The following is a 14,598-nucleotide window of genomic DNA, read 5'->3' on the forward strand; positions in this document are numbered from 1 at the left end:
TTGTGGGGTGCCCCCGCCCGCTCCCGCGTCCGCCTGCACGGTCGAGCACCGGTCCCTGAGGCGTACTTCGCAGGGATGACCCCGCGCGCACGTCCTTCGCGGGGACGCCCACAAGTCGGTGCCGCGGCCGACGCGCACCACACGCCCGCGCCCCTACGGTCGCCGGGCCGGCACAGACAACTCCCTTGCGCCGCAAGGACGAAGGACGGACTCCCATGACTCACGTGATCGAACTGGCGGGCGTGGCCAAGCGCTACGACAACGCCGGCGCACCCGCACTCGGACCGCTCGACCTCGGTGTCGCCCCGGGCGAGGCGCTCGCCGTGACCGGCCCCTCCGGCAGCGGGAAGTCCACGCTGCTGAACCTGGTCGCCGGCCTCGACAAACCGACCGAGGGCGCGGTGACCGTGGCCGGGGAGCGGATCGACCGGCTGAGCGAGCACGCGCTGGCGCGGTTCCGGCGCGAACAGGTCGGCATGGTCTTCCAGTTCTTCAATCTCCTCGACGACCTCACCGTCGCCGACAACATCCGGCTGCCCGCCCAGCTGACCGGTACCGCCCGACGCAAGGCGGCGGCCCGCGCGGACGAGCTGATGGAGCTGCTGGGCATCACCCGGCACGCCCGCGCCTACCCGGGCCGGCTGTCCGGCGGTGAGCGCCAACGCGTCGCGGTCGCCCGGGCGTTGGTCAACCGGCCCGCGCTGCTGCTCGCCGACGAGCCGACCGGCGCGCTCGACACCGCCTCGGGCCACGACGTACGCGAGCTGCTGGTGGAACTGCACCGCGGCGGGCAGACCCTCGTCCTGGTCACGCACGACATGGCGCTGGCGCAGGCGTGCGCGAGCCGCACCATCCAGCTGGTCGACGGCCATCTCTCCCTCGACTCGCGTGCGGAGGCCGTCCGATGAGCCTCCTCGGCACCGGCGCGCTGGGCCGGGTCGTGCGCTCCGGGGTGGGCCGGCGCCGGGTGCAGACGACGGTGATCGCCGTGGCCTGCATGATGGCCGTCGCGGCCGCGGTGATCGCCGGGGCGCTCATCGTCGCCACCAACGCCCCCTTCGACCACGCCTTCGCCAAGCAGCACGGCGCACACATCACCGCGCAGTTCGATCCGGCGAAGGTGAGCGCGGCGGCACTGAAGGAGACCGGGCGGCTGGACGGTGTCACGGCGAGCGCGGGGCCGTATCCGACCACGACCTTCAACCGGCTGACCCTGGTGGGGCGTTCGGGTCCGCACAGCAAGGTGGACGACCTGGACCTGCGGGCCGGGCGGTGGGCGACGAAGCCGGGCGAGATCGTCCTCTCCGCGTCCTTCATGAACTCCCCGCTCAGGATCGGCTCCGTCATGAAGGCCTCGGACGCCGCCGACAGCCAGGGCCTGACGGTCGTCGGCTTCGCGCTGTCCTCCGGCCGGAGCGCCGACGCCTGGGCGACCCCCGGGCAGGTCCGCGCGCTGGCCTCGAAGGACTCGCCGGTCACGAGCCAGATGCTCTACCGCTTCGAGTCGGCGGGCAGCAAGGGGCAGATCGCCGCCGACCGGAAGCTGCTCGCCGCCGCCGTGCCGTCCGGGTCCCTGCTGGCCACCCAGTCCTATCTGGACACCAAGCACTCCGCCGACCGGGGCGCGGCGGCGACCATCCCGTTCCTGGTGGCCTTCGGCGTCCTCGGCATCGTCATGTCGGTGATCATCGTCAGCAGCGTGATCAGCGGCGCGGTCGGCACCGGCCTGCGCCGGATCGGCATCCTCAAGGCCATCGGCTTCACCCCGCGCGAGGTGGTGCGGGCCTATGTGGCCCAGGCGCTGATCCCGGCAGCCGCGGGCATCGCGCTCGGGATCGTGCTGGGCAATGTGCTTGCCGTGCCGCTGCTGGCCGACACCGCGCAGGTGTACGGGGGTGTCTCGCTGTCGGTGACCTGGTGGGTGGACGTCGTCGTACCGGCCGTCGCGCTGCTGATCGTCACGGTCGCGGCGCTGGTCCCCGCGCTGCGGGCCGGGCGGCTGCGGACGGTCGAGGCCATCGCGGTGGGCCGGGCGCCCCGCACGGGACGCGGCCAGTGGGCGCACCGGACGGCCGGGTGGCTGCCGCTGCCGCGGGCGGTGACGTACGGCCTCGCCAGTCCCTTCACCCACCCGGTCCGCACCGCGGCGATGCTGCTCGCGGTGGCCTTCGGCACGGTCGCGGCGACCTTCGCGGTGGGGCTGACCTCGTCCCTGAACGCGGTGGGCAGCGCTCAGGACCCCCAGGACCGCGCCGACGTCACCGCTGTCAGCGGCGGAGCCGCCCAGAACCGCGGGCCTGGCCCCGCGGGGGCCGACCGCAAGCCTCCGTCCGCCGACCCGGCGAAGGTGAGCGCGGCCATCAAGGCGCAGTCCGGCACCGCCTCGTACTACGGCATGACCCAGACCGACGTCACCGTGGCCGGGATCTCCGGCTCGGTCGAAGCCACCCTCTACCAGGGCGATTCGGAGTCCGGGAGCTACGAGATGATCTCCGGGCACTGGATCACCGGCGCGGGGCAGGTCGTCGTACCCACACGCTTCCTGGAGCGGACCGGGACCAGGCTCGGTGACACGGTGCGCGTGACGCTCGGGAAGGACACGCAGTCCCTGCGGATCGTCGGCGAGGTCTTCGACACCAGCAACGACGGTCTGTCGGTCCACGCGGACATGGCCAGCTTCGCGGGGGCCAGGCCCCAGGCCTTCCAGATCCAGGTGAAGCACGGCGTCTCCCCCACCGACTACGCGGCGAAGCTCGCCACGGTGGTGAGGCCGCTGGGCGGCGACGTCATGGCCAACGAGAACTCGCAGCAGGACGGCATGATCCTCGTCCTGGACTCGATCGCGGCACTGCTCACCCTGATGCTGGTCTCCGTGGCGGGCCTCGGCGTGCTCAACTCCGTGGTCCTCGACACCCGGGAGCGCGTGCACGACCTGGGCGTCTGCAAGGCGCTCGGCATGTCACCGCGGCAGACCGTGAGCCTCGTGCTCGCGTCGGTGGCCGGCATCGGCGTCTTCGGCGGGCTGATCGGCGTACCGCTCGGGTTCGCGCTGCACGGCTACATCCTGCCGGTGATGGGACACGCGGCGGGCACCGACCTCCCGCCATCGGTCCTCGACGTGTACGACGTCCCCGAACTGGTGCTCCTCGGGCTGGCCGGCATCGCGATCGCGCTGCTCGGCGCCCTACTCCCGTCCGGCTGGGCGGCGAGGGCCCGCACGGCCACGGCACTGCGCACGGAGTAGGAGCCTCAGCGCAGCTCCGCCCGGAAGGCCGCCGGGGTCAGCTCCGTGTGCTGCTGGAAGAACTTGGAGAAGTTCGCGGCGTCCGGGAAGCCCACCGCTGCGCCCACCCGGCCGATCGGTATGTCGGTGTGGGCCAGCAGGCGCTTCGCCTCCAGGATCACCCGCTTGTCGATGAAGCCCTTGGGCGTCTCGCCGGTCGCGGCGCGGACCGCGCGGACCAGGGTGCGGCGGGAGTAGCCGAGCGCGTCGGCGTAGGCGCTGACGCTGTGGTTGGTGGCGAAGCCCTTCTCCACGGCGTCCCGGAACAGGGTGAAGGTCGTGTCCGACTGGCGGCGGACCGCCTCCGCGGAGCTCGCCGCCAGATGCGCGAGGCGCAGCAGGAACGCCGTGAGGGAGTGGCGCAGGACCGCGGTGTGCAGGCTCAGCGGGAGCGTCGTCGTGTCCTCGTACTCCCGCCGCAGCTGGGCGAGCGAGGAGCGCAGGGCCGTCAGCTGGGCCTCGTCCGGGCGCAGCAGCGGCGGCAGGTCGTAGCGGTAGAGGCCGGTGGCCTCGACCGTGGCCCGGGGCAGGAAGCCGGGCTGCATGGTCAGGACGGTTCCGCGGTACTCGCTCGTCTTCGAGAAGCGGTGGACCTGACCCGGGCGGATCCACAGCAGGTCGCCGGCCGTCGCCTCGTACTCGGCGAAGTCGATCATGTGGCGGACGGGCCCCTCGTCGAAGAGCATCACGACATGGAAGTCGATGCGGTGGACGCGGTGCAGGGGGGCGTCGGCGTGCCACGTGCGGTCGGCGCCCATCGGGCCCACCTGCATGCCCACCCCGCACACACTCAGCTCGACCGGGAAGGGGAACGTTCTGATCCCGTCCACGCTGCCTTCACCGTCTCCGCCTTGGATGGTTCTGTCCGCCATGTCCCTCTCACGCCGCCCAGCTGGTACGTCCCGGTGTCCCACTTTCACCACAGGCTGGCACACGAGGACCTTCCCTCGTAAAAGTCAGACTTTTAAATTTGAACGCAACGAGCCAGAAACACCGCTGCGATCGAGGACTTCTTGAAGATGAGTACGCAGACATCGGACAGCTTCGAATGGACCGAACTCGACCGGCGTGCCGTCGACACCGCACGTCTGCTGGCCGCCGACGCCGTGCAGAAGGTCGGCAACGGGCACCCGGGCACCGCGATGAGCCTCGCCCCGGCCGCGTACACGATCTTTCAGAAGGTGATGCGCCACGATCCCGCCGATCCCGAGTGGACCGGGCGGGATCGTTTCGTTCTGTCCCCCGGGCACACCTCGCTGACCCTCTACACCCAGCTCTTCCTCGCCGGTTACGAGGTCGAGCTCGATGACCTGAAGGCCTTCCGGACCCATGGCTCCAAGACGCCCGGGCACCCCGAGTACGGGCACACCGCGGGCGTCGAGACCACCACCGGTCCGCTCGGCCAGGGTGTCGCGAACGCCGTGGGCATGGCGATGGCCGCCCGTTACGAGCGCGGTCTGTTCGACCCGGAGGCGCCCGAGGGCACCTCCCCCTTCGACCACACGATCTGGGCGATCGTCTCCGACGGCGACCTGGAGGAGGGCGTCTCCGCCGAGGCCTCCTCGCTCGCCGGGCACCAGAAGCTCGGCAACCTGGTCTTCCTGTACGACGACAACCACATCTCCATCGAGGGCGACACCGCGACCGCGTTCTCCGAGGACGTGCTGAAGCGGTACGAGGCCTACGGCTGGCACGTGCAGCGGATCGAGCCGGCGCTCGGCGGCGACATCGACGTACCGGCCCTGTACGCGGCGCTGAAGGCCGCGCAGGCCGAGACCGAGCGGCCGTCCATCATCGCGATGCGCACGATCATCGCCTGGCCCGCCCCGAACGCGCAGAACACCGAGGCCTCCCACGGCTCCGCGCTCGGCGCCGAGGAGATCGCCGCCACCAAGCGCGTCCTCGGCTTCGACCCCGAGCAGTCCTTCCAGGTCGACGCCGATGTCCTGGCCCACGCCCGCGAGGCCCTCGACCGGGGCGCCGAGGCGCACGCGGCCTGGGACAAGCAGCTCGACAAGTGGCGCGGCGCCAACCCGGAGCGCGCCGAGCTGTTCGACCGGATCGTGGCCGGTCAGCTGCCCGAGGGCTGGGAGTCCTCGATCCCGGTGTTCGAGGAGGGCAAGTCGGTCGCCACCCGCGCCGCCTCCGGCAAGGTGCTCCAGGCGCTCGGCTCCGTGCTTCCCGAGCTGTGGGGCGGCTCCGCCGACCTGGCCGGCTCGAACAACACGACCATCGACAAGACCTCGTCCTTCCTGCCGAAGGGCAACCCGCTGCCCGAGGCCGACCCGTACGGCCGAACCGTCCACTTCGGCATCCGCGAGTTCTCGATGGCCGCGGAGATGAACGGCATCGCCCTGCACGGCAACACCCGCATCTACGGCGGCACCTTCCTGGTGTTCTCCGACTACATGCGCAACGCCGTCCGTATGTCGGCCCTGATGCAGCTGCCGGTGACGTATGTCTGGACCCACGACTCCATCGGCCTCGGCGAGGACGGGCCGACGCACCAGCCGGTCGAGCACCTCGCCTCGCTGCGCGCCATCCCGGGCCTGAACGTGGTCCGCCCGGCCGACGCCAACGAGACCGCGACCGCCTGGGCCGAGATCCTCAAGCGGCACGCCACCAACCCGGCCCCGCACGGCCTCGCGCTCACCCGCCAGGGCGTGCCGACGTACGCGCCCAACCCGGATGCGGCGAAGGGCGGTTACGTCCTGAAGGAGTCGTCCAAGGAGACCCCCGACGTCGTCCTCATCGCCACCGGCTCCGAAGTGCAGCTCGCCGTCGCCGCACGCGAGCAGCTGGAGGCCGAGGGGATCGGCGCGCGGGTCGTGTCGATGCCGTCCGTGGAGTGGTTCGAGGAGCAGCCGCGCGAGTACCGCGACCAGGTGCTTCCGCCGTCGGTGAAGGCCCGCGTTGCGGTCGAGGCGGGCATCGGCCTGACGTGGTACCGCTTCACAGGTGACGCAGGACGCATCGTCTCCCTCGAGCACTTCGGCGCCTCCGCCGACGCCAAGACCCTGTTCGCCGAGTTCGGCTTCACCCCCGAGAACGTCGCCGCCGCCGCAAGGGAATCCCTTGCCGCCGCCCGCGGTTGATCCGATCGCCAGAAAGAAGATGATCACTGTGACCGAAGCAACCGCGTCCGCGGGAGCACTCAGGCGCCTCAGCGACGAAGGCGTCTCCATCTGGCTGGACGACCTGTCGCGCAGGCGGATCGAGTCCGGCAACCTCGCCGGACTCGTCGAGAACAAGAACGTGGTGGGCGTGACCACCAACCCCTCCATCTTCCAGGCCGCCATCGGCTCCGGTGAGGGTTACGAGGAGCAGCTCGCCGACCTGGCCGTGCGGGGTGTGACGGTCGACGAGGCCGTACGCATGATGACCACCGCCGACGTCCGCGCCGCCGCCGACATCCTGCGGCCCGTGTACGACGCCACCGGCGGCCGGGACGGCCGGGTCTCCATCGAGGTCGACCCGCGCCTGGCCCACAACACGGCGGCCACGGTCGCCGAGGCCCGGCAGCTGGCCTGGCTCGTGGACCGCCCGAACGTCATGATCAAGATCCCGGCGACCAAGGCGGGCCTGCCCGCCATCACCGAGGTCATCGGCCAGGGCATCAGCGTCAACGTCACGCTGATCTTCTCCCTGGAGCGCTACCGCGAGGTCATGGACGCCTATCTGGCCGGCCTGGAGAAGGCCGCCGCGAAGGGCCTTGACCTCGCCACGATCCATTCCGTGGCGTCCTTCTTCGTCTCCCGCGTCGACTCCGAGATCGACAAGCGGCTGACGCTCCTCGGCACGCGGGAGGCGCTCGCGCTCAAGGGCAGGGCGGCGCTCGCCAACGCCCGTCTCGCGTACGAGGCCTACGAGGAGGTCTTCGCTTCCGCGCGCTGGACCGCGCTCGCCCGCGCGAAGGCCAACAAGCAGCGCCCGCTGTGGGCCTCGACCGGCGTGAAGGACCCCGCGTACAAGGACACCCTGTACGTCGACGAGCTGGTCGCCCCCGGCACGGTCAACACCATGCCGGAGGCCACGTTGAACGCCACCGCCGACCACGGCGGGATCACCGGCGACACGGTGACCGGCGGCTACGCGCAGGCCCGCGCCGACCTGGCCGCCGTGGAGACCCTCGGGATCTCCTACGACGAGGTCGTGCAGCAGCTGGAGGACGAGGGCGTCGCCAAGTTCGAGACGGCCTGGCAGGACCTGCTGGACGCCGTCACGAAGTCCCTGGACAGCAAGGGAGTTGACGCGGAATGACCATCGTCTCCGACTGGACGAACCCGCTCCGCGACGAGCGCGACCGGCGGCTGCCCCGCATCGCCGGTCCGTCCGGGCTCGTCATCTTCGGCGTCACCGGCGACCTGTCCCGCAAGAAGCTGATGCCGGCCGTCTACGACCTCGCCAACCGCGGCATGCTCCCGCCGGGCTTCTCGCTCGTCGGGTTCGCCCGCCGCGACTGGGAGGACCAGGACTTCGCGCAGGTCGTGCACGACTCCGTCCGCGACCACGCGCGCACCGAGTTCCGCGAGGAGGTCTGGCAGCAGCTCGCCGAGGGCATGCGGTTCATCCCGGGCGACTTCGACGACGACACGGCGTTCAAGCAGCTGAAGTCGGCCGTCGAGGAGCTGGACTCCTCCCGCGGCACCGGCGGCAACTTCGCCTTCTACCTCTCCGTACCGCCGAAGTTCTTCCCCAAGGTCGTCCAGCAGCTGAAGAAGCACGGCCTTGCGAACGCGCCCGAGGGCTCCTGGCGGCGCGCGGTCATCGAGAAGCCGTTCGGCCGCGACCTGACGACCGCGCGTGAGCTCAACTCGCTGGTGCACGACGTGTTCGAGCCGGACCAGGTGTTCCGCATCGACCACTACCTCGGCAAGGAGACCGTCCAGAACATCCTGGCGCTCCGCTTCGCCAACCAGATGTACGAGCCCATCTGGAACCGGTCGTACGTCGACCACGTCCAGATCACCATGGCCGAGGACATCGGCATCGGCGGCCGGGCCGGCTACTACGACGGCATCGGCGCCGCCCGTGACGTCATCCAGAACCACCTGCTGCAGCTGATGGCGCTCACCGCGATGGAGGAGCCCATCGCCTTCGACGCCGAGTCGCTGCTGACCGAGAAGCTCAAGGTCCTCAAGTCGGTGCGACTGCCGGAGGAGCTCGGCGAGCACACGGTCCTCGCGCAGTACGCCGAGGGCTGGCAGGGCGGCGAGAAGGTGCTCGGCTACCTCCAGGAGGAGGGCATCGACCCCGAGTCGAGGACCGACACCTACGCGGCCGTCAAGCTGGAGGTCGACAACCGGCGCTGGGCGGGCATCCCCTTCTACCTGCGCACCGGAAAGCGGCTGGGCCGCCGGGTCACCGAGATCGCCGTCGTCTTCAAGCGGGCCCCGCACTCCCCCTTCGACTCCACCGCCACGGAGGAGCTCGGCGAGAACGCGATCGTCATCCGCGTCCAGCCCGACGAGGGCATGACGGTCCGCTTCGGGTCCAAGGTGCCGGGCACCTCGATGGAGATCCGGGACGTCACGATGGACTTCGCGTACGGCGAGTCGTTCACGGAGTCGAGCCCGGAGGCGTACGAGCGGCTCATCCTGGACGTACTGCTCGGCGACGCCAACCTTTTCCCCCGTCACCAGGAAGTGGAAGAGTCCTGGAAGATCCTCGACCCGATCGAGGAGTACTGGGCGAAGAACGGCAAGCCGGCGCAGTACCCCTCGGGGAGCTGGGGACCCGGGGAAGCCGACGAGATGCTCGCACGAGACGGACGGAGCTGGCGCAGGCCATGAAGATCGACCTGACCGACACCACGGCAAGCAAGATCAACAAGGCGCTGGTGCAGGGTCGCCGCGCCATCGGGACGCCTGCCGTGGGCATGGTCCTGACGATGGTGATCGTCACGGACGAGGAGAACGCCTACGACGCGATCAAGGCGGCCGAGGAGGCCTCGCACGAGCACCCCTCGCGCACCCTGGTCGTCATCAAGCGGCACGCCCGCACCCCGCGCGACCGCATGGCCTCCAAGCTGGACGCCGAGGTGCGGGTCGGCGCCGACGCGGGCACCGGCGAGACGGTCATCCTGCGCACCTACGGCGAGGTGTCCGACCACGCGGACTCGGTCGTCCTGCCGCTGCTGCTGCCGGACGCGCCGGTCGTGGTGTGGTGGCCGGTGGACGCGCCCGAGGTGCCGTCGAAGGACCCGCTGGGCGCGCTCGCGCAGCGCAGGATCACCGACCTGTACGCGGTCGAGAACCCCCTGGAGACGCTGGAGACCCGGGTCCGCTCCTACGCGCCCGGCGACACCGACCTCGCCTGGACCCGGCTGACGCCCTGGCGCTCGATGCTGGCGGCGGCCCTGGACCAGGCGCGGGCGCAGATCATCTCCGGTGCCGTGGAGGCCGAGGCCGAGAACCCGGCCGCCGAGCTGCTCGCGCGCTGGCTGGAGGCGCGGCTCAAGGTGAAGATCGACCGCGTGGTCACGGCCGGCCCGGTGGTGACCGCGGTCCGCCTCGGCACGGCCGACGGCGAGGTCGTCATCGACCGCCCCGAGGGCCCGCTCGCCACGCTCTCCCTGCCGGGCCAGCCCTCCCGCACCCTCGCCCTGAAGGTCCGCACCACCTCCGAACTCATCGCCGAGGAACTCCGCCGCCTCGACGCCGACGAGATGTACGCCGTCGCCCTGCGGGGCGAGGCGACGAAGGAGACGCCTTCCCATGTCTGACTCTCCCCGGCTCACCAACCGTCCCGAGTGGACGGCGCTGGAGGACCACCGTGCGGACGTGCTGCAACGGCCGCGGCTGCGTGAGCTGTTCGACGCGGATCCCTCCCGTGCCGAGCGGTACGTCGTGCGCGTCGGCGATCTGCGAATCGACTACTCCAAGCACCTGATCAACGACGAGACGCTCGCCCTGCTGCGGGAACTGGCCGCCGCCACGGACGTGTTCGGGCTGCGGGACGCGATGTTCCGCGGTGACAAGATCAACGTCACCGAGGACCGGGCGGTGCTGCACACCGCGCTGCGCGCGTCCCGGGACACGGTGGTCGAGGTCGACGGCGAGAACGTCGTGCCCAAGGTGCACGCGGTCCTCGACAAGATGAGCGACTTCGCCGAGCGGGTCCGCTCCGGCGCCTGGACCGGGCACACCGGCAAGCGCATCAGGAACGTCGTGAACATCGGCATCGGCGGCTCCGACCTCGGTCCGGCGATGGCGTACGAGGCCCTGCGCACCTTCTCGGCACGGGAGTTGACGTTCCGCTTCGTCTCGAACGTCGACGGCGCCGACCTGCACGAGGCCGTGCGCGACCTGGACCCGGCGGAGACGCTGTTCATCGTCGCGTCCAAGACCTTCACCACGATCGAGACGATCACCAACGCGACGTCGGCCAGGTCCTGGCTCCTCGAAGGGCTCGGTGAGGACAAGGCGGTCGCCCGGCACTTCGTGGCGCTGTCGACGAACGCCGGCAAGGTCACCGAGTTCGGCATCGACCCGGACAACATGTTCGAGTTCTGGGACTGGGTCGGCGGACGCTACTCCTTCGACTCGGCGATCGGCCTGTCCCTGATGATCGCGATCGGCCCGGACCGCTTCCGCGAACTGCTCGACGGTTTCCGGATCGTCGACGAGCACTTCCGCACCGCGCCCGCCGAGTCCAACGCCCCGCTGATCCTGGGCCTGTTGGGCATCTGGTACGGCAACTTCTTCGGCGCCGAGTCGCACGCGGTGCTGCCGTACAGCCACTACCTCTCCAAGTTCACCGCGTATCTCCAGCAGCTGGACATGGAGTCCAACGGCAAGTCGGTCGACCGCGACGGGCACGTCGTGGGCTGGGAGACCGGTCCGGTGGTGTGGGGCACGCCCGGCACCAACGGGCAGCACGCCTACTACCAGTTGATCCACCAGGGCACCCGGCTCATCCCGGCGGACCTGATCGGCTTCGCGCGTCCCGCGCCCGAGCTCAGCGACGAACTCAAGGCGCAGCACGACCTGTTGATGGCCAACCTGTTCGCGCAGGGCCAGGCGCTGGCCTTCGGCAAGACGGCCGACGAGGTGCGCGCCGAGGGGGTGCCCGAGGAGCAGGTGCCGCACCGCACCTTCCTGGGCAACCACCCGACGACCACGATCCTGGCCCGTGAGCTGACCCCCTCGGTCCTCGGCCAGCTGATCGCCCTCTACGAGCACAAGGTGTTCGTGCAGGGCGCCGTCTGGAACATCGACTCCTTCGACCAGTGGGGCGTCGAGCTCGGCAAGGTGCTCGCCAAGCGCGTCGAACCCGCCCTGACCGAGGGCGCGGACGTCCCCGGCCTCGACCCCTCCACCGCAGCACTCGTGGCCGCCTACCGCGAGCTCAAGGAAGGCAACTGAAATGCAGCTCGGTCTCATCGGTCTCGGCAAGATGGGCGGCAACATGCGCGAGCGGATCCGCCGCGCCGGCCACACCGTCATCGGCTACGACCGCAACCCCGACCTCTCCGACGCGGCGAGCCTCGCCGAACTGGTCGACAAGCTCGAAGCGCCGCGCGTGGTCTGGGTGATGGTCCCGGCCGGCGCCGCCACCCAGTCCGTCGTGGACGAGCTGGGCACCCTCCTGTCCCCCGGCGACACCGTCGTCGACGGCGGCAACTCCCGCTGGACGGACGACGAGAAGCACGCCGAGGAGCTCGGCGCCAAGGGCATCGGCTTCGTCGACGCCGGTGTCTCCGGCGGTGTGTGGGGCCTGCAGAACGGCTACGCGCTCATGGTCGGCGGCGACAAGGAGCACGTCGACCGGCTCCAGCCGATCTTCGAGGCGCTCAAGCCGGAGGGCCCGTACGGCTATGTCCACGCGGGCAAGGTCGGTGCCGGGCACTTCTCGAAGATGGTCCACAACGGCATCGAGTACGCCATGATGCAGGCCTACGCCGAGGGCTGGGAGCTCCTGGAGAAGGTCGACTCGGTGGACAGCGTCCGCGAGGTGTTCCGCTCCTGGCAGGAGGGCACGGTCATCCGCTCCTGGCTGCTGGACCTCGCGGTCAACGCCCTCGACGAGGACGAGCACCTGGACAAGCTGAAGGGCTTCGCGCAGGACTCCGGCGAGGGCCGGTGGACCGTCGAGGCGGCCATCGACAACGCCGTTCCGCTGCCCACGATCACCGCCTCCCTCTTCGCGCGGTTCGCGTCCCGCCAGGACGACTCGCCGCAGATGAAGATGATCGCGGCGCTGCGCAACCAGTTCGGCGGACACGCCGTCGAGTCCAAGTAGGCGCGCCGTGGGGGACCTTCTCCTGGTCCGCCACGGCGAGACGGAGTGGAGCGTGTCGGGACAGCACACCAGCTGGACCGACCTGCCCCTCACCGACCACGGTGAGCAGCAGGCCAAGTCGCTCGCTCCCCTCCTCTCGCAGCGGACCTACGCACTCGCCCTGACCAGCCCGCTCGGCCGCGCGATACGCACCGCCGAACTCGCGGGCATCGCCGGGGCCGCCGTCGAACCCGACCTGCACGAGTGGGACTACGGCGCCTACGAGGGCGTCACCACCGTCGACATCCACCGCACCCGCCCGAACTGGGACCTGTGGCTGCACGGCGTCCCGCCGGGCACCGAGGGCCACCCGGGCGAGTCGCCGGCCGAGGTGGGCGAGCGCGCCGACCGGGTGCTGGCCCGGGTCGACGCGGCGCTCGCCAACCGCACGGGTGACGTCGTCCTCGTCGCCCACGCCCACTTCCTGCGCGTCCTGACGGCCCGCCGGCTGGGTCTGCCGCCCGCCGACGGACGGCTGTTCCAGCTGTCGACGGGCACGGTCAGCCGGCTGTCCACCGAGCACGGGCGCCCGGTCATCGCCGAGTGGAACACCAGGGCGTAGACCTCGAATCCGGCCCGGGCTACAGCACGTCCCCGAACTCGCTCAACACCCCCGGTGGAGCAAGCGCGTTGACGTAGTGGCCCGGGCCGTGGTCGTCGAAGGAGTACTTGAAGGGGATCGTGCGGGTCAGCGCGAGACGGGTCGCGAAGAAAGCCAGCGGGGCGACCACGGCGAGGCCCGCGAGAGAGTCCATCTGGGGGTAGTGCAGGCCCGGTTCGGTGACCTCCGTCCAGCCTTCCTCGCGGGCGCGCACCAGGGGCCGTACCGAACGCCGTACCCCTTCCGTGGCCCGGACCAGCAGTCCGCCCCAGTCGCGGCTCGCGGCCGTGCGCAGGACGTCGCTGGGCAGGGTCAGGGCCTCGATCGCCGAGTCGGCGGCGAAGGTGAGGGCGGCGTCGGTGAGGCCGTGGCGCCTGCGGTAGTGGAACTCGCGGCCGAAGGGGGCGTACGGGCCGACCGGGCGGGGCGGCAGCGCCGGGACGACGTCGCGGTCGAAGATGTAGCGGATCAGCCGGTCGCGCAGCACGTATGTGCCGTGCGGGCCCGGCGTCTCCTCGCAGGCCCTCGCGAGGTCGGGGCCGCCGACCATGGGCTGGCCGAAGGTGTAGACGCCCTTGAGCTTCTCGGCGATGTGCCGGTAGCGCGGCTCGTGGACCAGGGTGACGGCCATGATCGCGGCCATCGCCGCGCCCAGGCTGTGCCCGGTGATGTAGAGGGCCTCCAGGCCGCTGCCGCGGGTGCCCTCCTCGTCGGGGTCGACCGACTCGCCGCGCAGGGCCCGCTCCAGGGCCTGGACGATGAGGTGGCGGGTGGCGCGCACGTTGCGGTAGAAGCCGGCGTGGACCTCGTGCCGGTGGCCCTCCAGCTCGACGGTGAGCGTCTCCGGGCGTACGTCGGCGTCGGTGAGGATGCTGATGATGTCCTCGGGCTGGGTGCCGCGGTAGCAGAGGATGACGACCCTGCGGTCCCGGTCCTGGACGAGATAGGCGGCCGAGGCGATGTACATGGCGTCCACGCGCTGCTCGAAGGCCCGGCAGCGGTTCTCCTCCAGACCGAGCCGCGCCATGATCATGGCGACGGTCTCCACGTCGCTGTGCTGCTCGAATCCGGCGTACGCGTAGGCCGCACAAGTCGCCATGGCGTGCGGAACGACCCCGTCCGGGTCGGGCTGGTGCTTGTCCTCGACGAGCCGGTCGACCAGGTCGGGGTAGACCGGGAAGCTGCTCGGGTCGGTGTCCGGCTTGCACGGGCGCAGCGCGGTGTAGCTGGGCCCCTTGACGTATGTGTCCCGCATGTGGGACCTCCCCCGGGACGTCGGCGGGTGGTGAGCACACCACCGGCGCCGCGGGCCGTCAACCGACCAGGAGTCGTTCCCCGGCCATACCGGGGGCGGCCGGATGGGGTTGCTGGGAAGCGGGGGCGCACGCGAGGCGCGCACGGGAGGTTACGACACCCTCACAGCCCCGACTGA

11 protein-coding genes are annotated in these 14,598 nt (G+C 70.8%); 9 read left to right on the top strand and 2 right to left on the bottom strand.

The window, feature by feature from the left end; genetic code table 11:
* Positions 1-215: 215 nt before the first annotated feature.
* Together ABZ848_RS25105 and ABZ848_RS25110 are read left to right on the top strand one after the other, a co-directional pair.
* Positions 216-908: an ABC transporter ATP-binding protein gene (locus ABZ848_RS25105; protein ID WP_360835371.1), complete on the top strand. Its 693-nt coding sequence runs from the start codon at positions 216-218 to the stop codon at positions 906-908.
* Positions 905-3,244 carry an FtsX-like permease family protein gene (locus ABZ848_RS25110; RefSeq protein WP_360835373.1) on the top strand — a complete coding sequence of 780 codons (2,340 nt, stop codon included), beginning with the start codon at positions 905-907 and terminating at the stop codon, positions 3,242-3,244. Before ABZ848_RS25105 ends, ABZ848_RS25110 begins: the two co-directional genes overlap by 4 nt.
* A 5-nt stretch (positions 3,245-3,249) precedes the next feature.
* On the opposite strand, the gene ABZ848_RS25115 is transcribed toward ABZ848_RS25110, so the two are convergent.
* Positions 3,250-4,155 (bottom strand): AraC family transcriptional regulator, encoded by a 906-nt coding sequence (locus ABZ848_RS25115; protein ID WP_360835375.1) that lies wholly within the window; start codon positions 4,153-4,155, stop codon positions 3,250-3,252.
* 147 nt (positions 4,156-4,302) lie between these two features.
* On the opposite strand from ABZ848_RS25115, the gene tkt reads away from it, so the two are divergent.
* Genes tkt through ABZ848_RS25150 form a run of 7 tightly spaced genes read left to right on the top strand, consistent with a single transcriptional unit; the run spans position 4,303 to position 13,127 of the window.
* A complete protein-coding gene (gene tkt, locus ABZ848_RS25120) occupies positions 4,303-6,378 on the top strand; it encodes a transketolase (RefSeq protein WP_360835377.1) in 2,076 nt (691 codons plus the stop codon).
* Positions 6,379-6,397: 19 nt separating this feature from the next.
* On the top strand, positions 6,398-7,543 hold the full coding sequence (tal, locus tag ABZ848_RS25125) for a transaldolase (RefSeq protein WP_360835379.1): 1,146 nt from the start codon (positions 6,398-6,400) through the stop codon (positions 7,541-7,543).
* Positions 7,540-9,075, top strand: coding sequence for a glucose-6-phosphate dehydrogenase (gene zwf, locus ABZ848_RS25130; RefSeq protein WP_360835381.1), 1,536 nt, complete (start codon positions 7,540-7,542; stop codon positions 9,073-9,075). Before tal ends, zwf begins: the two co-directional genes overlap by 4 nt.
* Positions 9,072-10,007 carry a glucose-6-phosphate dehydrogenase assembly protein OpcA gene (opcA, locus tag ABZ848_RS25135; protein ID WP_360835383.1) on the top strand — a complete coding sequence of 312 codons (936 nt, stop codon included), beginning with the start codon at positions 9,072-9,074 and terminating at the stop codon, positions 10,005-10,007. Before zwf ends, opcA begins: the two co-directional genes overlap by 4 nt.
* Positions 10,000-11,649, top strand: a complete 1,650-nt coding sequence (gene pgi, locus ABZ848_RS25140) for a glucose-6-phosphate isomerase (protein WP_360835385.1) — start codon at positions 10,000-10,002, stop codon at positions 11,647-11,649. Before opcA ends, pgi begins: the two co-directional genes overlap by 8 nt.
* 1 nt (position 11,650) lies before the next feature.
* Positions 11,651-12,526, top strand: coding sequence for a phosphogluconate dehydrogenase (NAD(+)-dependent, decarboxylating) (gene gnd, locus ABZ848_RS25145; RefSeq protein ID WP_360835387.1), 876 nt, complete (start codon positions 11,651-11,653; stop codon positions 12,524-12,526).
* A gap of 7 nt (positions 12,527-12,533) precedes the next feature.
* Positions 12,534-13,127 (top strand): histidine phosphatase family protein, encoded by a 594-nt coding sequence (locus ABZ848_RS25150; RefSeq protein ID WP_360835389.1) that lies wholly within the window; start codon positions 12,534-12,536, stop codon positions 13,125-13,127.
* A gap of 19 nt (positions 13,128-13,146) precedes the next feature.
* Here ABZ848_RS25150 and ABZ848_RS25155 read toward each other — a convergent pair whose 3' ends face one another.
* On the bottom strand, positions 13,147-14,421 hold the full coding sequence (locus ABZ848_RS25155) for a lipase family protein (RefSeq protein WP_360835391.1): 1,275 nt from the start codon (positions 14,419-14,421) through the stop codon (positions 13,147-13,149).
* Between the last annotated feature and the right edge of the window lie 177 nt (positions 14,422-14,598).

This window comes from Streptomyces sp. NPDC047081, assembly GCF_040643775.1.
Lineage (GTDB): Bacteria > Actinomycetota > Actinomycetes > Streptomycetales > Streptomycetaceae > Streptomyces.

What these genes read in the sequence shown, in the direction of transcription:
- opcA (WP_360835383.1), top strand. Translation starts at nt 9,072, where the DNA reads ATGAAGATCGACCTGACCGACACCACGGCAAGCAAGATCAACAAGGCG.
- ABZ848_RS25115 (WP_360835375.1), bottom strand. Translation starts at nt 4,155, where the DNA reads ATGGCGGACAGAACCATCCAAGGCGGAGACGGTGAAGGCAGCGTGGAC.
- tkt (WP_360835377.1), top strand. Translation starts at nt 4,303, where the DNA reads ATGAGTACGCAGACATCGGACAGCTTCGAATGGACCGAACTCGACCGG.
- ABZ848_RS25105 (WP_360835371.1), top strand. Translation starts at nt 216, where the DNA reads ATGACTCACGTGATCGAACTGGCGGGCGTGGCCAAGCGCTACGACAAC.
- gnd (WP_360835387.1), top strand. Translation starts at nt 11,651, where the DNA reads ATGCAGCTCGGTCTCATCGGTCTCGGCAAGATGGGCGGCAACATGCGC.
- tal (WP_360835379.1), top strand. Translation starts at nt 6,398, where the DNA reads ATGATCACTGTGACCGAAGCAACCGCGTCCGCGGGAGCACTCAGGCGC.
- ABZ848_RS25110 (WP_360835373.1), top strand. Translation starts at nt 905, where the DNA reads ATGAGCCTCCTCGGCACCGGCGCGCTGGGCCGGGTCGTGCGCTCCGGG.
- pgi (WP_360835385.1), top strand. Translation starts at nt 10,000, where the DNA reads ATGTCTGACTCTCCCCGGCTCACCAACCGTCCCGAGTGGACGGCGCTG.
- zwf (WP_360835381.1), top strand. Translation starts at nt 7,540, where the DNA reads ATGACCATCGTCTCCGACTGGACGAACCCGCTCCGCGACGAGCGCGAC.
- ABZ848_RS25155 (WP_360835391.1), bottom strand. Translation starts at nt 14,421, where the DNA reads ATGCGGGACACATACGTCAAGGGGCCCAGCTACACCGCGCTGCGCCCG.